This is a genomic window from Chitinophaga caeni (assembly GCF_002557795.1).
GTDB classification, from domain to species: domain Bacteria; phylum Bacteroidota; class Bacteroidia; order Chitinophagales; family Chitinophagaceae; genus Chitinophaga; species Chitinophaga caeni.
This window is the reverse complement of record NZ_CP023777.1, coordinates 1,973,271-1,992,763: the sequence shown is the minus strand read 5'-3', so window position 1 is coordinate 1,992,763 and position 19,493 is coordinate 1,973,271. Positions and strand designations below refer to the sequence as shown.

The following is a 19,493-nucleotide window of genomic DNA, read 5'->3' as shown; positions in this document are numbered from 1 at the left end:
GGTTTAAAAAAGATCTTTAGGTTTTGGCAATAAAATGTAAACCCCCATTACATCTGGTGGAAGCACAGGAGTTGACTTTTCATAACTACGCCCCCCAATTAACGTTTTAAATCGTCCGTGAGCCTCTACCAATTTATCAGCACGCTCTGTTGCAATTTCTATAAAAGCATCTTTTTTATTGTCAAAAGAATTTAGTTCTATTTTCAGAAGTTGCTGTTGTTGCTCAATTGACATATTGCTCAAAGGGATAGCTTTGTTCAAGAGTTCCTGTGATTGTTCAAAATTAATAGGGTGTAAGCCAGTCTCACTTTCCGTATATCCCCACAGATACATTTCTTCTGCCACGGATTCATTTCGGGAACGTACTTCTTTTACTACATTTCTAACCCTGAACATTACTAATGTTGTTTTGCTTTGAACGCTTTCGGTCTGTATCACACTGGTTCTTGCCAAACCGTAGGAATTACCTTTTTCTTCAAACGCATTACTTACTATGTAGTGACAAAGCTGCTCCACAAAGCGATGATTTCTTCCAATATATTGATAGCTTTTAGGTGTAGGTGAAATGAAAGCAATTTTAGTTTCTGTTTTTCCTTTTAGTTGTTCTGTTTTTGAAAGCAACGCAACTTGTAAATGTTTAGGAAGATTCGTTGTCTGGATTTTATACCCTTCAAAATCAGGTGTGACTGAGGCTCCTAATGATTGTAAAGCAAATACAGTAAAACTCTCCACGACTTTCGGATCACCAATAGCTTCATCTACTTCTTGCAGATCTTTTTTAATTGTTTCTGCATCTACGGATTCCTGAGCGAAAATAGAACGTAAGTTTTCTCCTTTTTTACGCGCCATTTCCAACTCGTTATCAATTCTTATTTTATCTTCGGCAAAAAGTGTCAGTTGTTCGGTTTCTGATGCAGTTTTCAAAATCTTTTGCGTAAGTTCTGCCATCAACGATTTATTATTTTCACCTATAGGAATCGTAACTCCAATACTTTTTTGAATTTCACGTACCTTACGAATTAGCACCTCCAGAATAAACTTATCCATAGGATTATTTTCTCCATAAAGCATATATGTTTTAATATCCTTTGAAGCTTGCCCAAAACGGTCAACTCTACCTTCTCGTTGTTCTATTCTGTTTGGATTCCAAGGAAGATCATAATGCAACACTGCATTAAAGTGATCCTGTAAATTGATTCCTTCACTTAAACAATCTGTAGCTACAAGAACTCTTTTTTCCTGTTCTCCCATTCTTTCAATTTCTTCTTTACGCTGTTCATCCGCGAGTTCAGAAGTAATAGCCTGTACCAATACGTTTATAGGAAGAGCTTCTTTTAGTTTCTCTTCCACATATTTTGCTGTAGCAATATAATGACAGAAAATGATCGGCTGAAAGCCTTCTTTTATCCATTTCCGAATCAGATCAATGGTATGTTTTATCTTAAGATCCGTTTCTTCATGTTCATTTAGAAACTCTGCTCGTTTTAATAATTTGGTAAGTCCCTCCAATTCTGCTGTTTTATAATCAACAGCATTCAACAGATCAGATCTTGAAAAATCTACTCCAAAATCATTTTCTTCAAACAATGTATCTTCCACAGCATCTGGAGCAATTTCGGTCATTTCTTTTTCCACAGTCAATTTTGCCTGACGTTTTTCCAACATTTCTTTAGCCATAGCAGGACTTGACATAGCACCTTTAATTAAGGCAATTGCTGCCCAGGAACGCAAAAGTCTTGTATTTTCATTATCTGTCTCAACATCAGAAATTCCTCGTGCAAATGCCACTAATTCATTGTAAAAGGCTTTAGTTTCTTCTGACAATATAAAACCGACCTCTTTAGAATCTCTTTCCGGAAACAACGTGTCTTCATTTAACCATCTACGGATATTTTCACGCTTACGTTGGATAAAATACTGTGCAATTTTTCGTCTGTCAGCCTGTTCAAGTTTCTCAAAATTCAATCGTTCGAAAGCTGGGTTTAATAAGCCTAAAAGAGAAAGAAACTCTTCATCCTTACCACTATGCGGTGTTGCAGTAAGCAATATCAAATGTCGAGTTTTATTTAAAGCAATATCGTGAATGAGGTTATATCGTTGTTGTTGATTTTTTGAAGATGCTCCTTTAGGCAAAGTACAGGTATGTGCTTCATCAACCACAACTAATTCTGGGCAATCATTCAAAAAGATACCTCTACGTTTATCTGTTTTTATATAATCAACCGAAATTACCTGATATGGGATATGATAAAAAACAGAGCGATCATCAGGTACCATACGATCCAAACGAGATGCTGTACTAGAACGGATAATCTCCACATCAATATCTAATTTGTCTTTTAATTCCTGCTGCCATTGTTCGCACAAATGAGGTGGACAAATCACTGCAAATCTTTTGATCTCGCCTCTTTCAATCAGCTCTTTGATAATGAGTAAAGCTTCTATGGTTTTTCCAATACCAACATCGTCAGCGATCAACAGTCTCGTAATATCCTGCTTTAGTGCCATTACTAATGGAACAACCTGATACGATCTTGGTCTAAAGGATAGTTTTCCCATACTTCTAAATGGACCTGCGGCATTTCTTAAAGAAAGGCGGGAGGCATTATACAGAAGTTTCGCTGTTTCAAAGTTTCCGATCTGATTTGGTGTAGGTTCTTTGAAGGTGGCTTTTTCTACAGCTTCGACATCTTTTGCTAAAGGCATAAAAATACCGGTAGTTTCCTCATCGGAACCACCAAGTGGTTTTACCAAAATAACCTGATCTTCATTAGATGGGAGTACCATCCAATCTCGATTTCTATATCGTACTAAGTTTCCCGGAGTATATTTATTGTTCATTATTTATCCCTACTTTTTTATTGACCTGTGAATTACTGACAGGTTATCTTATTTTTCTAAAAATGTCTTTTCGTCTTGTCATTAATTCTTCCAAAGTTTCCTTGTAATGCCAACGTATTACATCATAAGCTCCTTCTTTTAATATCTGATCAATCATTTGATCGCGTTTTTTAACTTCTTCCAAGTCGTGTACGGAACCATCACAGAAGATTAATGTAAAGCCAGAACTGTTTTTATAAACAAAATCTGCATTAATGTAATAACTATCTAGATTTAATTGTGCCCGATCAGGAAGTGCATATCCATTTTCATACAGGTGTTTTATCAGCTTCAATTCTGTACCACTGTTTTTATCATACGCATCTAACAAATAACGATATTGTTCATCTCGATCATTTTCATTCCCTTGAACAATTTCAATATTACAGTCCATCAAATATTCTAAAACTTCTTTAATTATGTATCGATTTAGTTGTTTGTGATAAATCTGGTTATAATAACTTAGCAAGTCTTGATAAGTAGCGTGAGGCAATTCTTTACCCTGTTCCGTTTCTTCTCTGGTTTCTGAGTCAAAATGAAGAATCTCATAACTCATTTTAAACCATTCCTTCATTTTCACAGGATCAGAAATCAATTGTGAAAGAATACCAAGAGAGCCTTCGGATGCTTCATGAATAAGAATATTAGGTTTTTCTTTATCTCCCATAACGCTTACCGCCATTTCACTTTCTTCTACAAGAAATAATTTTTCTATGCCTCTTTTTAAAGCATAACTTAGTGAAATAACCTGCTCAGGTGATGTGCCGATATTGCCCAAAGGTTGAATATACAATACATCAGCTGTATCCTTGGTATAGAGCATTATTTCTCTACTATTCTGTTGTAACTCATCGTTATCTTTCAGGCTTCTTTCCTGCACCCAAACACCATTTCTTTGGTCAATCTTGAAACCATCATTTGGTGATCTTCTTGCTTTTTTATTGACTTTTACCAGATTAGCAGTTTTACTAAAATATAATTGGAGTAATTTTTCGCCTCCTTTTTTTAAAACAACTGATTCTGCGTTTTCAATTCCATGAGGAAAATTAAAATAAGATGAAACTTCATAACCAGATCGGCTTCTTTCCTCTTCAATACAGGAGATTTTTTGTAAAGGAATACCTTCGCATTCGGAAAATTCTACGACGTTCGAAAACAGCTCAATAGTATCTCCTTTCAATTGACTTTTACTAATAGGATCAATGTTCGCTATCTTGATTTCATCATTAAAATAGGCATATCCTGTTTTGTTAGATACAAGAATTTTTTCTGTAGCATTTTCGAGATCCGGAACCATCATTCGGTTGATCCTGAATTTACTTCCTGAATGATAAACCGTATTGGCCGGTCCAAATTCAGATAAAGCTAAAGCGCGAGGTCTTGAAAGAACTTCTACATCATCGCGATAACTTTTACCCAATACAGCCCGAACTGGAAGACGTGTAAAATTATAGCCCGGTAAAAATCCTTCAGCTGCAAGATACCGGAATGCATAAAACTCAGAATTGCTAGAACTCTGTTGTTCTTCATTTTTCAGCAAAGCTATTTGCTTTCTCGCAAATCGTTCTTGTTTAGCAGCCTCTTTTCTTTCCGTACTATCCGCTTTGTAAGTATGATTATCCAAAATTGCCTGAGCTTTATTTCTAAGCGTACAAGCATTTTGAAACATCCTGATCCAACGTTTAAATGATGAAGCAAAATGGTTTGGAAATTTCTCGATCTTGTCTAGTATCCATAATTGAGTAAACCAATTGGTTTTATTAAGCTCAGGTAATAAAGAATAAGCTATTTTTTCAAATTCGATTAATAAGTCATCTTTTGAGATAGAAACTAGATGTTCTATTCTTTTTAATATATCATTTTTTATAAAGACATTTTTTTCATCGGATAAATCTAAAACATCCGCCACCGAAGTTTTTAATTCACTAATCTCCAATTTCATCAATAAAAAGGCATTCAGATGAGTGATAATAAGTTCTTCATTTATTAAGTCAATCCTAGGTGGCTGTACAACTCCTGCAACCATCTCTGCGGAATTCTTAAAATAATTCACATCATGAGGAGACATCGTAGAGCAGTAAGTAAAAACTAAAGCTGTTTGTCCCCCTCTTCCTGCACGTCCACTTCTTTGGGCATAATTCGCTGCATTTGGAGGCACGTTTCGCATGTGTACAATATTTAAATTAGCGATGTCAATACCTAATTCCATTGTCGGCGAACAATACAAAGTAGAGATATCTCCTTTTCTAAATTGGTCCTCTCTTTCAATTCTTTGTGATGTGTTAATTTGTCCTGTGTGCTCTTTTGCTATCAGTTCTTTTTTGAATTTGTTAAAATCTGTCTTATACAAATTTTGGAAATAGAGATTGGGAGTTAATTCAGGTAATTCTGCTTGAAAATTCAAACGTGTATGATCCAATTTTAATGTTTCTCCATCTCCTTTTATCCATAATAATTGATCTGCTCTCAATTTATAATACTGTAGATCTGGATTTCTTTTATCTTGATCAACTGTAAGAAAATTGGTATTGACAAGAATGTTTAGTAATTCTTGCATAAATATCTGATATTCTTCTCTATTCAACTTCTCAGAACCAGAGCTGTTTTCAATAAAAAAACGATTGATATATTTACCCAAATTAGAACGAAGTCCCATCGAAACGATATACTTTCCTTTTGGTCTCGGTGAAGGTATTGTAATTACCATCTCGGTAGGCTTATCCAACTTTTCATTATAATCAAGAGACCACACAGAATCAGGATGCAATCTGTCTCTCATTAATTCTTCAATATTGGCTATATCTTTAAAGAATTTATGGTCAAGCGCAAAATTAGTTCTGAAATAATCCAAAATATTTTTTAAAAACTCCTTTCGATTTTCTTTTGATATATTTCTTAAAAGCTCAAGTTTATCAAAGCGATCATCTAATTCAGAAAGTTTGTTCAGGTTTTTATAATCTATATCTAAAAGTGCTACCTGCTCTAGGTTAGGCAATGTATATCGCCAGCCCCTTTTCAAATCTTGAAATATTCTATACTTCAGATAATCCTTAAGAGCTTCAATATTTCTTTCATCAGGAAAATCTTCATCTCGCGATGGATATAACGCGTAGTCTTTTTCTTTTAATTTCAGGCTTTGATATAAAGATTCTGCTATTTCGTGTATTTCAAGTGGCTTCTCACTTTCTTTTAAAGCTTTATAGAGGGCTGACCTCAAGCGAACGGTGGTATAAAAATCATTAAAGTGTCCTGACTGTAAAGATGCGTCTTGTCTATTATCAGTAAAACTTAATAGTTTTTGATCCTGTAGTTTTTCTCCCTGTACAGCTAAACTGTTAATCACAGCATAAGAAATTACAGAAGTTGCAGTACTTCTACCTTCTGAACCTAATCTAGAAAGCTTGGTAAAATCATTCGTCTTACTGTCTTCATAAATAATTTGTGCTGTTGGGTCAATTCTCAATTTCGAAGGAATGAAATAACCTTTAATAGGGAACTTTGGGTCAAAAGAAAACTGCCCGTCACTATTAAAATATATTTCATGTGGCATTAACATTTGATAATAGGGAAGCAATGCATTTCCTTGCTTGTTCAACCATTCGGCTGGCACTAAATCACGAAAATCTGTATTCCAGAAATCTTCTCCTTCGTCTAATATGATATATCCAAACTTAAAATCCTCTATGTCTGGGTTTTTCTGATTGACTTCTGCTTTCTTCTTATTTACAAATTCTTTATTCGGGATAACCGGTAAAAGTTGGCTTTCGTAGGTGTCTAATTCAACACAAAGAAATTCATAACCGGAATATCGAGAAAAAAGCAACGGGTAAAGTTTTCTTTCTTTTCCTTCAATTTTAATGAAAGGCTCGTCAGATGAAGTTATATATCGTGTATTTCTTGGTTCTAGTGTTACTGATATCGATCCTGTTTGGGAGATAAACTGATGAAAACGAAAAGGAAGAAAGGATTTACGAGTTCCTTTCAATCTGTTGTTTTCATTGATACTTTCTGCCCACTTTAAAAGATCAGAAAGTGTACTTCGTATTTCATCTTTCGACAAAAAAGTTTCATCATGTATTTTCTCAGCAATCTGGTCGATACTTAAAGGCTTTCCTCTTTCTAATATATCGTGATTAGACTTTAACGCAATATTCATCTCCAGCCAATTAGCCAGATCATTACTAATAAAATCTTCTTCTGTTCCTTTAGAATTAATACCTACTCGTATAGCATTCGCTAATTGAAAAGGATTTACCTGTTTGGCGACAGTACAAGGCTCAAGGTATTCGTTAACAACATATTCAGACGGAAATTCTTTGCCAAATATCTGTGTTGCAACCTCTGCTACTTTTTTCTTTTTTTCTTCGGGAGAACCTTGAGAAGTCATAGTTGCTGAAGTACCAATAAAAATTAGATCATTTTCCGAAAGAGCCTGAATTCTTCGATTTAATAAACTTACATCAGCTCCTTGCCTTCCTCTATAGGTGTGGAGCTCGTCATAAATTATATATTTGAGATTTTTAAGCATTGAATCCCTTAACCATTTTTCAGACTGTCTGGTCATTATTAGCTCCAGCATCATATAATTGGTTAAAAGAATATCTGGTTGGTCATTCTTTATTTCTTCTCTGATGTTTCCAGACTCTTGTCCAGTATATTGGGCGAATGTGATAGGGAAACCATCACCATAGGTATCAGCATATTTTTTAATCTCTTCGTATTGAGAGTTGATTAAGGCATTCATCGGATAAACCAATATGGCTTTAACTCCCTTTTTCTTTTCCGTTCCTCTCTTAAAAAGATCATTAAAAACAGTAGCCAAAAAAGTTAGAGATTTACCCGACCCTGTACCTGAAGTTACCACGAATCCTTTATCTTGAACACCTATCTGAATTGCCTCAACCTGATGTTTATATAGCCGATATGAACCTAAAGCTTTCGAAAGACTTGGATGTATTGTGTTTTCCTGAATTAGTTCATCTAAAGATTTTCCTTTTTCAAAAGAAGGATTAAACTGTATAAGTGGTTCAGGTAGAATATCATTAACTAGCGTTGAATTATTAACGTACTCTGATATTTTTTGATCTTTGATATTAATAAAAGATTGTAAATATGATTTGTAATCAGATATTACATTTTCGTGAGTTTTAAAGGCATCCATTATTTATAGTGTTGTAGTAAATATAATAAATTGTATTACACGTAGAGGGTTATATATCCGTAATTTTATCTTCTTTAATAGGATATAAAACTGTCTTCAATTTATCCAGAGCTTTTGTATGCTTTACAATATCCATATTTTTTAGATTCATTAGTTTCCATTGAACTGAAGGTAAATTAGAAACTTCATCTATGTTTTCTAATCCCAATAAATCCCAATTGGGATTTCTGTCTTTAAAGGATAGTAGAAATTTTCTTTCTTTATCTGTTATATTTTGATGGATAATATCGATAAGATGCTCTCTTGTTTGCTCTAATTCTTCAATTGGTATATTTACTTCTGCCATATCTGCAAATTCAGAAACATAGATATCCCTTATATCCTTTCTGTGTGGGGCTAATAGTTCTGACATAGGTCGTTGGTGACTTATGAGAAATATTAAAAATGTTTTACGAAGATCCTCAGTAAAACCTTCATTCTCTAAAAGAAACTTCACATCAAACAAATCTCTAGGATGCTGTCTATCCAAAGCTGCACAAATTTTTCCAGCATATAAATCAGGTAACGAAGCAACTTGGATTTCAGCATAACCAAATTCTTTTTCTACTACTTCACATACCTCCATGCGCTCTTCTGGAAATACAGTCCCTCTGATTACAGGAGATAATTCCACTTTTATACGAATATCTCCTAACTGAAGAATCAGACGTAGTGCATCGCTTTGTTCGTGAGTATTTTGAATACGTATCTCTGGAATTGTTTTCTTTATTAAGGTACTCAAACGCGTTAATGCTGCACGAATATTAATCAAGGCCTCTTCACGTCCTTCAGAAGGAAGATATAGCAAGTCAATATCCACCGACAACCGTGGTAATTCTCTAAAAAATAAATTGATGGCTGTTCCTCCTTTTAGAGCGAAACACTTTTCACTATCTAGTAGTGGTAATACTCGTACTAAAAGTTGTACCTGTTTATAGTAAATACTGTCTTTCTTCATTTTTTAATTTTCGAAATTTTTAGGAACGGTTATCAAATAATCTTTGTCTAGTTCACCTCCTTTTTCAATTACTCTTTTACCAGAACCTATATCTATTTTTTCTAGATTAAGTTTAGTAAACCATACATAATTATGACGCTTAGCAAACCATAGAAATAAACGTTTAACCTTGATATTCGAGCACATTTCCAACAATGGTTGTAGCGCTCTTGGGGACAATGTAGTCATACCTTGTATAAGTTGATCTGCGTGTTCAAAAGATATGGCATGGGGAACCATATCCAACATTTCTAAACAGGCTCTTTCAGGCGTGGACATTTTTAATACACCTATATTATCTTTCCATGGAATAGAGGTGGTATATTTTTCAGATAATGATTTATCCATTTTAGCAAATAAACTTGTTCGGGTATGTTTTACAAAAAGATCGTTTTTTACAATTTCTTTTGTCCAAAGAGGAAGTCTATCATTACCATATAAATGTACCGTAACTTTTTTTGAATTAGGAAGATAGTGTGAAAAACCTCTCAATTCTAACGCAAACAGACCGCCTATAATGAAATCAGTTTGTAAAATGTGCTGTAAAGCGTATACAATACTTTGCCAATTTGGTGTAATTATACCACGAGTATATAAGCCTTTCCACAATAGCTTTAGTTGTTCGCTTTTTACTAAATTATCGATAGCATGATTACTAAGACCTGTCTCTTGTTTTAACCATTTTCTGGAAACAATTATTCCTTCTGGCACAAGCTCTTCTAGTAATTTTCTTCTATTCGGATTAGACGCCATGTTTACATATCTTAATTATAACGGCATTTATCACCGTCATAGCAAATATATATAAACTTTTAGGTTTATGCAAAGTAAAAAAGACGGCATTTAACGCCGTCTTTTTTAAAATAAGCAAACATCATTTGGTTTTATAAAAGCTGAATGAATTTCTCACTCATTTTTATTATATTTGCTATGAGCTAACGGAAACACGTTGAAAAGCAAAGCAATAAGCACCGTTACCAAATCGTTACCTGACTTTTTTGATAATCTTTATAAAAGCTTAGTATTCAACCGATACAGCTTTTTCCTGAAAACTTTAAAATAAAATATTGAAGGATAACGACAACCCCGCTAATTCGCGTTTTGCACAGCGTTCAGCATATTTTTAACATACGTGTCGAGCAGCATTTTATCTGCCGGATCTAATTTTTCCTTAGCAACTTTTTTATCATAATCTTCCTTCAGTTCCTTCAATTTGTCCACGTATTCCCCTGCTTTTTTACCGCTATTGGCATTTACCAATTTGGATAAAAGACCATGAAACTCTTCCGCTAAATTTTTAGCAGTTTTCGTTTTAAAATCCGGCATCGGGATAGCAGCCATCGCGTTATTAATATTCATTTGAATGGTTGCAACAGCAGCCGCGGCAGCATTTTCAGTACTAGCCTTGGCATGTTCGGCAGCAGACTCCGCAGCCTGGGCGGCCTCGTTCGCCTTTTTCTCTGCTTGCTTTTCATCATGCTTCTGTGGATTTTCGCATGCCAAAAACATAACAGCTCCAAACATCACTGAAATAACGGCCCTTTTCATAATTACTAGCCTCATATCATACAATATTTTAGTAAACAAGTAGATAAAATAATTATCACAATCGATAAACAAATCTGTATTTGCTTATTTAATTGTCAGAATAACCGTATGATATAACACTTTCTAAATGAATTTGTTTACCCTCCTCCCAATTAAGCCTTGTAAGCCAAAATGAAATCATGTAAAAAAAAATCCGTGAAATCCTGAAATCCTGAAAAAATCCGTGAACAATATTAGTGAACCTTTGCTCCCTTCCTGAACTGTAATGGCGTTTGCCCCACAGATTTATTAAATAACCGGGTAAAATATGCGGGATCTTCATAACCAAGCTCGGCGGCAATTTCCTTAACATCCAAGTCCGTGAAATAGAGCATCCTCCTGGCCTCCAGCATCGTTTCATATTGAATCCAGTAACTCACCGTAAAGCCGGTTACTTGTTTCACTGACTCATTGAGATGTGGCAAAGAATAATGTAAGCGTTGCGCATAAGCTGAAGGCGATTTCTCCGTCCTGAAATACCTGGTTACCAGGGCTCTAAACTGCCGCGTAATCCATGAAGCCCGGGATAAATTTTCCGGCCCGGCAGATGCCACCGCCGCATAAGAAGACGTAAATAATGAAACGAAGGCGGCCGCTAATGAATGGATAACCGTTGCTTGGAAAAGGTAGGATTCCTGTTGACTATGATGATATAAAATGCGGGCAATTTCAATCAATTCTTGCAAAACAGCGCCGCTCACTTGCCGGGGTTGCGGCTCGATGATATTTTCCTCCAAGGACTTTTTCACCATCTCTCCCATCATCAAAGCATCCATGGCAACGAACCAACCCCGCAGCGGCACCCCGCACTTATAAGCGTGTACTTGTCCCGGCTGGATAACCATAATAGAAGATGGTCTTAAAGGAAATACTTGGAAATCGATCATAAGTTCCACATCCCCCTCTTCCAGTATCATGAAGATATAATGATCATCACGGTGTATGCCGAGCTTCCTCGTATCTTCCGAAGTCATCAAAGCATCGATATACCTAATTTCGATGCCTTCCGGCGCCCTGTCCTGTAATTTATGAATGGGGATATAAGGCTGCTGACTCATGATATTCCGATTGCAATTTGATCTTGTAAAATTAGAACATTCTGCACGGACAAAATGGTATAAATAAGATTAATATGGTACGAGCCTATTCCTGTATTAATTGTAATAAATGATCTTCATCCAAGATGGTAAATTGTTTCCCCTTTAATTCAATCGCTTGCTCGATCACGAGTTCATTCATCATCCTGAATACCGTTTCATAGGTAGCGCCGATATAGGCTGCAATATCTTGCTTGCTCAATGGAAGCGACATAAACCCGGTTGCATCGATACCGAATTTTTCTTTCAAGTTCAACAGCGCGTAAGCCAGGCGCCCTTTAACGGGCATATGGGCGATATTGCGCATATGCTTTTCCGACTCTTGCAGCTCCCTGGCGTAAAACATCATTAATTCGAATAAAAAAGCCTGGTTTACCTTCAGGCTTGCTAAAAAGAATTCGATATCAAAATAGCAAACCGTGACTGGCTCTAGCGCTGTTGCAGATATAGGGTATACCATCGTTTTTCCTACACCGCGGTGCCCCACGATATCCCCTTCCCGCGCAAAACGCACGATCAATTCCTTGTCGCCCCATTTTTTATGGACTTTCATTTTCCCTTTATAGATAAAATAGATCCCGTTTACGGGTTCATTTTCTTGGAAAAGCAATTCGCCTTTCTTAAGGGAGAAGTTTTGCTTGCTTGCCCGGAGCGCCGGTTGCCATTCCCTTAAACATAACCTGCAAAGAGTGCATGTTGCTTGATCGCAGGTCTTTTTTTCCTTCTTCATTCCAGATGATTAGATTGAGTAACCGCCAAAAAGTTTGCTAAACCCCGGTATTGCAGCCGGACAACTTCACCGATAATGATAACAGCGGGATTAGTAAGCCTTTCTATACAAGACTTTTTAACGATGTTTGACACTTTCCCCATCACTTTCTTAGCCGCGGGAGTTGTACCTTGTTGTATAATTGCAACCGGGCATTCACTTTTGCCGAGTTGTATAAATATCTCCATGATCTTTTCAAGGTGAGCCATCCCCATCAATATAATAACCGTGGCACTGGATTGTGCCGCCAGCTTGATATCCGCGGAAATGTCCTTGCTTAGCGTCGTCCCCGTGGTAATCCAAAGACTTTCAGCCGTACCCCTGCACGTCAGCGGGATCGATTCAGTAGCAGGTACTGCGAGGGCGCTTGAAATACCTGGAATTAACTGCCAGGGAATACCGGCGTCCTGGGCCGTTAATATTTCCTCGTTCGCCCTTCCGAATATAAAGGGGTCACCACCCTTTAACCTAACAACATGGCCGCGTGTAAATGCCATTTGCACGATCATCCCGTTGATCTCTTGCTGTGTATAAGAATGCCCGCCGGGTCTCTTACCCACCGGGATCCGTTCTACGCCCGCCGGCACATATTCCAAAATCTCCTCCCCCACCAGGGCATCATATAGAACTACGTCTGCCTCCCGCAATACACACACCGCTTTCATGGTGATCAATCCCGGATCACCGGGGCCTGCTCCCACTAAAGATAAATAGGGCTTCGACATATTCAAATGTATTATTTAAAATTTTATATGATATATTTCAATAGAATTATTATAAAAATATAATTTTTATGGTTAATTTCATGATACAAATCATACACAAATCAATTTTTATAGTAAAAACGCAGGGATTATATTATATATAATATTTTATAATGTTTATATAAATTCATGTTACTATGAAGATTGTCATCGTAGGTAACGGCATGGTTGGCTTCAAGTGTTGCGAGAAGCTCCGATCCAAATTGCCAAATCCAAATACCCAAATCACCGTTTTCGGGGAAGAACCCCGCCCCGCATATGACAGGGTTCACCTAACCGATTATTTTACCCACCATGCGCCGGAAGAATTGGAATTAGCTCCCTCTTCCTGGTATGCGGATCATCATATCGAGTTAAAAACAGCCGACCCTATCGTTAAAATCGACCGGGAAAACAAGAGGGTCTATTCATCCAAAGGCTTCGAAGAAGAATATGATGCCTTGATTTTGGCCACGGGCTCCTCCCCCCTGGTACCTAACATGCCCGGAACAAACCTGCCCGGTGTATTCGTTTACCGCACTATCGAGGACCTGGAGGCAATCAAGGCTTATGCACCCAAAGCGCGTAACGCGGCTGTTTTAGGCGGTGGACTCCTAGGGCTTGAGGCCGCCAAAGCCCTGGTGGATCTCGGGATCGGGGAAACCCATATCGTGGAATATGCCAGCAGGTTAATGCCGAAGCAGATTGACCATGCAGGTCATGAAGTATTGCAAAGGCAGTTGGAAAACATGGGTCTCAAGGTACATACCAATAGGAACACATTTAATATTTACGGCCATTCCAAGATTGAAGGAATGCAGTTTTCGGATGGGGCAAGACTAGAAATTGACATGCTAATTATCTCTGCCGGGATTCGCCCCAGGGATCAGCTGGCTAAAGATGCCGGCTTGGAGACAGGAAGCAGGGGCGGCATCACCGTAAACGATTTACTGCAAACTTCGGATCCTTCAATATACGCCATCGGTGAATGTGCTATTCACCGCGGCATGGTATACGGCCTGGTGGCGCCCGGATACGAAATGGCCGAAGTTGCGGCAGCCACGATAGCGGGAGAGCCGAACCACTTCCCCGGTTATGATCTTAGCACAAAGCTTAAATTGATCGGTATTGACGTGGCGAGCTTCGGGGATCCTTTCCCCCCATCTACCGAATATCGCGCCATTGTTTTTGAAGACAGGCTCAAAGGGATTTACAAGAAAATCAATATCAGCAACGATGGACAATTCCTCATCGGTGGTATATTGGTTGGCGATGCAAAAGAGTACAACATGCTTTTGCAAACCACCAAAAACAAGCTTAAACTGCCCGCTAACCCCGAAGACATACTCCTGGGAAACCGCGGAAACGGCCCACAACACGGCCTTGAACAACTACCTCCCGATGCGGTTATCTGTAGTTGCGAAAATGTGAGTAAAGGGGATATTGTCGCGGCAGTTTCCAACGGTCACGAGAATTTTAATGCCGTTAAAAAATGTACAAAGGCTGGTTCTTGTTGCGGTGGTTGCAGCCCCATGGTTAAAGATATTATCACCCATACCATGCAGCAACAGGGCAAATATACCAGGAAGATGATCTGCGAACATTTTGAATATTCCAGGCAGGAACTGTACGACCTAATAAAAATCAAGGAATTAAAGTCATTCGAAGACGTATTAGATCAAGTTGGCAAAGGCGATGGCTGCGAGGTATGTAAACCTACCGTAGCCTCGATCATGGCAAGCCTATGGAATGAAATGATCCTGGAAAAAGGAAATGATACCGCGCAGGACTCAAACGATCGTTTTCTTGCCAACATTCAAAAAGGCGGTACTTATTCCGTTGTACCAAGAATACCTGGTGGTGAGATTACCCCTAAAAAATTAATGGTCATCGCCAGGGTAGCTGACAAGTACGGGTTATATACTAAGATCACCGGCGGGCAAAGGATCGATATGTTCGGCGCACATTTAAATGATCTGCCAAACATATGGGAAGAATTAATAGCCGCAGGTTTTGAAAGCGGCCATGCTTACGGGAAAGCCTTGCGTACCGTGAAAAGTTGCGTAGGTAGCACATGGTGCCGTTTCGGTTTACACGATAGCGTTTCCTTCGCGATCCGGGTAGAAGAACGTTACCGCGGCCTTCGCGCACCTCATAAAATTAAATCTGCCGTTTCAGGTTGTACCCGTGAATGCGCCGAGGCGCAATCGAAGGATTTCGGCATCATTGCCACCGATAAAGGATGGAACCTTTACGTTTGCGGGAATGGCGGCGCCAAACCGCAACATGCACAACTGCTTGCCGCTGACCTGGATAGCGAAACCTGTATCCGCTTTATCGACCGCTTCCTCATGTTCTATATCAAAACCGCCGATCCGCTCACCCGCACCGCTACCTGGCTGAACAAATTGGATGGAGGCATCAGTTACTTGAGAAACGTTGTTGTAAATGACAGCTTAGGTATTGCGGGGGAGTTAGAAGCTGCCATGCAGCAACTCGTAGATCAATATAAATGTGAATGGAAAGAAGTGGTCAATACTCCCGCTTTACGGAAACGTTTCTCACATTTCGTAAATGCCCCTACTGAAAAAGACCCAACAGTACAATTCAGCGGACTAAGAGATCAGAAGAGAGCCGCGGAATGGACTGCCGCTAAACCTTAAATTAATTGACATGAATACAATCACCTCAACAACTATCAACTGGCTTTATGCCTGCAATACGGAAGATGTTCCTTTAAACGGCGGCGTTTGTGTAAAGTTTGATCATCTACAAATAGCCCTCTTCCATTTTTCCAGGAGAAATGAATGGTATGCCACGCAAAACCTTTGCCCGCATAAACAACAAATGGCATTAAGCCGGGGAATGATCGGTTCGCATAGCGGGGAACCTAAAGTGGCCTGCCCTTTTCACAAAAAAACATTTTCCTTGAAGGATGGCCGCTGTTTATCTGATGAAGATGAGTGTCAAATCGGCGTCTACCCGGTAAAAGTAGCATCGGGACGCGTGTATATCGGCTTCGAAATCACAGCAAGTTCAAAATGACGCAACCCGGTAGCGGGGAGGCTTACCGGGCTGCTTGACTTTAACATGTTTTCACAATTAAAATCGACCAAAATTACATGAAAAAATTCATCTTGGCGTGCCTATTACCCTGTATATTGGGTACCAGCGCTTACGGCCAGCTCAGCTTGGGCGCACAGCTCCGGCCGAGGGCCGAATTCCGCAACGGGCAAGGAAGCCCGCAAAGCAAAGATGCAGATCCTGCTTTCTTTATTTCCCAGAGAACCCGTCTTTGGGCTATGTACGCTAATAAAACATTGCAATTCAAGATCAACCTCCAGGATGCCCGGGTTTGGGGACAGGATGTTTCCAGCATCAATAGAACAACTACCGCTAATAATAACGGCTTGCTCTTGCATGAAGCCTGGGCGGCGGTCAATTTGCTAGATACCGCCTCCATCCAACATTTAAGTTTGAAAATAGGCCGGCAGGAATTGCAATATGATGATAGCCGTTTGCTGGGAAATCTTGACTGGCTTCAACAATCCAGGAGGCATGATGCGATAGTGTTGAAATACTCCGGCTTAAAATGGCAAATTGATCTCGGTGCAGCATATAATCAAAATAAGGAAAATTCGAGCGGGACTATTTACAATGCCCAACCGCCGGGAAATTACGGGGGCAATACTAATGGCGGCACACAATATAAATCAATGGAGTACCTGCATATACAGCGTTCATTGCAAGCCGGCCGCCTTTCCTTCTTACTCTTGGCTGACCAATTTTCTCCATTCGATATCGACTCGGTAAATAAAGAACCTGTTAAAGTGTGGAAAACAGGCAGCTATGCAAGGTATACCGGCGGCATATATTACCAACAAACTTCCGGATCTTGGCATTGGCAAACCGCGGCCTATTACCAGTTCGGGAAAAGTCCCGCCGGGCAAAACCTGGATGCTTTCCTATGGAACATTGCAGCGGGGTACCAACTTGATAAAAATTTAGACCTCGGTACCGGGGCGGATTATTCATCTGCCGACTTTGACCCACTGTACGGCACCACGCATAAATTCTATGGGGCGATGGATTATTATTACGCAGCTAGTAGCGAGGGTAACCATGGTGTCCAAGATTACCATATAGACGTACATTGGCAACCCCTGAAGGGATGGAAACTGAACAGTCAACTACATCAATTCTTTGCAGCGGAAAATATCGACGGCTATCAAAAGAATTATGGCACCGAGCTGGATATCAACGCTGCAAAGTCATTGTATAAATTTATCACCTTGGAACTAGGATATAGCCATTATTGGAGTACGCGCAACCTCGTTTCTCCGGCGGTTAAAAACATACCGAATGCTTCGCTTAACAGCAATTGGGCATATCTATCCATTAATATCAACCCCTCATTCATCATCAAATCAATCTAAAATAAATATCATGGATTATAAAAAACCCTTCGAAATTGTTTCAGGCATGGTACAAGCCAGCTTGGATAAAGCGGCGCTCAACACCAAGGATTTATTGGTAAGAGGTATGCTATCCGGAGCTTTATTGGGCTTCGGAACAACATTGGCCATAGCGGCCACCGTTCAGACCAAATTACCGATCATCGGCGCCATTATATTTCCGGCAGGATTCATTATCATTGTACTATTAGGCTTGGAGCTGGTTACTGGAAATTTTGCGAGCATGCCCATGGGAAATTTCGCCGGGGTGATTTCCTGGCAACAAACATTCCGCAACTGGATACTTGTATTTACCGGGAATTTATTGGGCAGCTTATTGTATGCTGCACTATTCTGGATTTCCATTACCAAGATGGGAACAGAAGATGGCGGCGCGATTGCAGCAGCCATCCGCAAAATTGCCGTTGCGAAGACCACCGGTTACGCGGCTATTGGATCCGCAGGCATGGTAACCGTTTTCACGAAAGCCATTTTATGCAACTGGATGGTCACCTTAGGCGTAGTTATGGGCATGTGCTCCAACAGTACGCAGGGTAAAATATTGGCGGCATGGTTGCCGATCTTTATTTTCTTCGCACAAGGCTTCGAACACGCCGTGGTCAATATGTTCGTGATACCTGAAGGTATTTTTCTAGGGGCGGAAGTAACATATAAAGATTGGTGGGTATACAATCAAATTCCAGTTACTTTTGGAAATATCGCGGGAGGTCTTATCTTTACAGGATTAGCTTTGTATATTACATACGGTTCAAAACCGTCCAAAAAAGTTAAAGAAATCATTCCTCATCATACCCGCGAAGCGGAAGAAGTGAATTAAAGAAATTAAATTTCACAACTGGTTATGAAAACGAGGGATTGATCGTTTCAACGATATTTCCTACCACGATACAAAAACGAAGGCTGTCTTAGCATATGTTGAGATAGCCTTCTTTATTTTTATTTTCACCGTACTGAAGTACCGCGGCAGTGAATTGATGTAACTTGGCCGCGCACCAGGTAAGAATAATACTACTTTCGGGAGTTGTTTGTAATGTACCCATATAAAAAATTATCCCGGCAGCTATAGCGAATAGCTGCCATTTTTATGCCCTGTATTTCACTGAAAGCCAATTGCAGTTATGGGCCTTATATTTATCCAAACGTACAACAAGCGATCTAAATCACGTGAAAGCAAATTATTTCATCATCCTTAAAATTCCCATTTATGAAGCAATCTCTCTATTTGAGCCTAATTGCCGTCATTTGTATCGGCATTTTCAGCTTTGCTAACCCTACAAAGTCTAAACACGCCCCACTACAGAAAGAAGGTAATACCGTTAGGGTTGATGTTACCCAAGACGGGATTCAACAACTCGTACAAAACGGGTACGCATTAATCAAAGAAACCGGTCCTGCCATGTATATGACTATTCCCATTGGCGATACCGGCCCGGTTGATCCTGATCCCGGGGAGCCCATTATTTGCGATGGCATGACTTTATCACAATTGTGGGCGGATATTGATGCCCAATGGAATGCTTGGAGAACTTCCCCGGCAGGAATAGCGGCACAACAGCATGCTAACAAAACTTGTCAACCCGTTGGAATTTGCATTTCCAACTGCGGGCTGGCCGTGGCTTTTGTACTGGAACCAAGTCCCAGGTGGTGTGCAACATTCGAACTAGCGGAATACCTTGAGCGGAATCGTTTTTTTGAAGGGACCCTGTTGCCGTAGATCAGATTTCCAAAATCTCTTAATACAAAAA

At 39.3% G+C, this 19,493-nt stretch carries 14 protein-coding genes; 5 read left to right on the top strand and 9 right to left on the bottom strand.

Annotated elements, in window-relative coordinates:
- Window positions 1-3: 3 nt before the first annotated feature.
- From COR50_RS08360 to cobA, 8 genes are all read right to left on the bottom strand, one after another.
- Complete coding sequence (locus COR50_RS08360; RefSeq protein WP_232516314.1) at window positions 4-2,787, bottom strand: helicase-related protein; 2,784 nt, start codon at window positions 2,785-2,787, stop codon at window positions 4-6.
- A 97-nt stretch (window positions 2,788-2,884) separates the two neighbouring features.
- Window positions 2,885-8,041, bottom strand: a complete 5,157-nt coding sequence (locus tag COR50_RS08355) for a DEAD/DEAH box helicase (RefSeq protein ID WP_098193577.1) — start codon at window positions 8,039-8,041, stop codon at window positions 2,885-2,887.
- A 49-nt stretch (window positions 8,042-8,090) separates the two neighbouring features.
- On the bottom strand, window positions 8,091-9,038 hold the full coding sequence (locus COR50_RS08350; RefSeq protein WP_098193576.1) for a nucleotidyl transferase AbiEii/AbiGii toxin family protein: 948 nt from the start codon (window positions 9,036-9,038) through the stop codon (window positions 8,091-8,093).
- 3 nt (window positions 9,039-9,041) lie between these two features.
- The gene (locus tag COR50_RS08345; protein WP_098193575.1) at window positions 9,042-9,830 is read right to left on the bottom strand and encodes a type IV toxin-antitoxin system AbiEi family antitoxin; all 789 of its coding nucleotides are present in this window, start codon (window positions 9,828-9,830) and stop codon (window positions 9,042-9,044) included.
- 336 nt (window positions 9,831-10,166) lie between these two features.
- On the bottom strand, window positions 10,167-10,640 hold the full coding sequence (locus COR50_RS08340; protein WP_157760693.1) for a hypothetical protein: 474 nt from the start codon (window positions 10,638-10,640) through the stop codon (window positions 10,167-10,169).
- A 218-nt stretch (window positions 10,641-10,858) separates the two neighbouring features.
- Window positions 10,859-11,722 (bottom strand): AraC family transcriptional regulator, encoded by an 864-nt coding sequence (locus COR50_RS08335; protein WP_098193573.1) that lies wholly within the window; start codon window positions 11,720-11,722, stop codon window positions 10,859-10,861.
- 85 nt (window positions 11,723-11,807) lie between these two features.
- Entirely contained in the window at window positions 11,808-12,491 is a 684-nt protein-coding gene (locus tag COR50_RS08330; RefSeq protein ID WP_098193572.1) for a Crp/Fnr family transcriptional regulator, read from the bottom strand.
- Window positions 12,488-13,255 carry a uroporphyrinogen-III C-methyltransferase gene (cobA, locus tag COR50_RS08325; protein WP_098193571.1) on the bottom strand — a complete coding sequence of 256 codons (768 nt, stop codon included), beginning with the start codon at window positions 13,253-13,255 and terminating at the stop codon, window positions 12,488-12,490. The genes COR50_RS08330 and cobA overlap by 4 nt, the downstream gene beginning before the upstream one ends.
- Window positions 13,256-13,431: 176 nt before the next feature.
- Between cobA and nirB the strand changes: the two genes are divergently transcribed.
- The 4 genes from nirB (at window position 13,432) to COR50_RS08305 (ending at window position 18,565) form a co-directional block, all read left to right on the top strand.
- A complete protein-coding gene (nirB, locus tag COR50_RS08320) occupies window positions 13,432-15,936 on the top strand; it encodes a nitrite reductase large subunit NirB (RefSeq protein WP_098193570.1) in 2,505 nt (834 codons plus the stop codon).
- Window positions 15,937-15,946: 10 nt separating this feature from the next.
- Window positions 15,947-16,318, top strand: coding sequence for a nitrite reductase small subunit NirD (nirD, locus tag COR50_RS08315; protein ID WP_098193569.1), 372 nt, complete (start codon window positions 15,947-15,949; stop codon window positions 16,316-16,318).
- 77 nt (window positions 16,319-16,395) lie between these two features.
- On the top strand, window positions 16,396-17,709 hold the full coding sequence (locus COR50_RS08310; protein WP_098193568.1) for an alginate export family protein: 1,314 nt from the start codon (window positions 16,396-16,398) through the stop codon (window positions 17,707-17,709).
- A gap of 10 nt (window positions 17,710-17,719) precedes the next feature.
- The gene (locus COR50_RS08305) at window positions 17,720-18,565 is read left to right on the top strand and encodes a formate/nitrite transporter family protein (RefSeq protein ID WP_098193567.1); all 846 of its coding nucleotides are present in this window, start codon (window positions 17,720-17,722) and stop codon (window positions 18,563-18,565) included.
- 88 nt (window positions 18,566-18,653) lie between these two features.
- Here COR50_RS08305 and COR50_RS22655 read toward each other — a convergent pair whose 3' ends face one another.
- Window positions 18,654-18,788 carry a hypothetical protein gene (locus COR50_RS22655; protein WP_262496292.1) on the bottom strand — a complete coding sequence of 45 codons (135 nt, stop codon included), beginning with the start codon at window positions 18,786-18,788 and terminating at the stop codon, window positions 18,654-18,656.
- Window positions 18,789-18,952: 164 nt separating this feature from the next.
- Between COR50_RS22655 and COR50_RS08300 the strand changes: the two genes are divergently transcribed.
- Entirely contained in the window at window positions 18,953-19,462 is a 510-nt protein-coding gene (locus COR50_RS08300; protein ID WP_098193566.1) for a hypothetical protein, read from the top strand.
- Window positions 19,463-19,493: the final 31 nt, after the last annotated feature.

Excerpts from the sequence above, each read along its gene's own strand:
- COR50_RS08360 (WP_232516314.1), bottom strand. The coding sequence starts at position 2,787 with ATGGTACTCCCATCTAATGAAGATCAGGTTATTTTGGTAAAACCACTT.
- COR50_RS08355 (WP_098193577.1), bottom strand. The coding sequence starts at position 8,041 with ATGGATGCCTTTAAAACTCACGAAAATGTAATATCTGATTACAAATCA.
- COR50_RS08350 (WP_098193576.1), bottom strand. The coding sequence starts at position 9,038 with ATGAAGAAAGACAGTATTTACTATAAACAGGTACAACTTTTAGTACGA.
- COR50_RS08345 (WP_098193575.1), bottom strand. The coding sequence starts at position 9,830 with ATGGCGTCTAATCCGAATAGAAGAAAATTACTAGAAGAGCTTGTGCCA.
- COR50_RS08340 (WP_157760693.1), bottom strand. The coding sequence starts at position 10,640 with ATGAGGCTAGTAATTATGAAAAGGGCCGTTATTTCAGTGATGTTTGGA.
- COR50_RS08335 (WP_098193573.1), bottom strand. The coding sequence starts at position 11,722 with ATGAGTCAGCAGCCTTATATCCCCATTCATAAATTACAGGACAGGGCG.
- COR50_RS08330 (WP_098193572.1), bottom strand. The coding sequence starts at position 12,491 with ATGAAGAAGGAAAAAAAGACCTGCGATCAAGCAACATGCACTCTTTGC.
- cobA (WP_098193571.1), bottom strand. The coding sequence starts at position 13,255 with ATGTCGAAGCCCTATTTATCTTTAGTGGGAGCAGGCCCCGGTGATCCG.
- nirB (WP_098193570.1), top strand. The coding sequence starts at position 13,432 with ATGAAGATTGTCATCGTAGGTAACGGCATGGTTGGCTTCAAGTGTTGC.
- nirD (WP_098193569.1), top strand. The coding sequence starts at position 15,947 with ATGAATACAATCACCTCAACAACTATCAACTGGCTTTATGCCTGCAAT.
- COR50_RS08310 (WP_098193568.1), top strand. The coding sequence starts at position 16,396 with ATGAAAAAATTCATCTTGGCGTGCCTATTACCCTGTATATTGGGTACC.
- COR50_RS08305 (WP_098193567.1), top strand. The coding sequence starts at position 17,720 with ATGGATTATAAAAAACCCTTCGAAATTGTTTCAGGCATGGTACAAGCC.
- COR50_RS22655 (WP_262496292.1), bottom strand. The coding sequence starts at position 18,788 with ATGGGTACATTACAAACAACTCCCGAAAGTAGTATTATTCTTACCTGG.
- COR50_RS08300 (WP_098193566.1), top strand. The coding sequence starts at position 18,953 with ATGAAGCAATCTCTCTATTTGAGCCTAATTGCCGTCATTTGTATCGGC.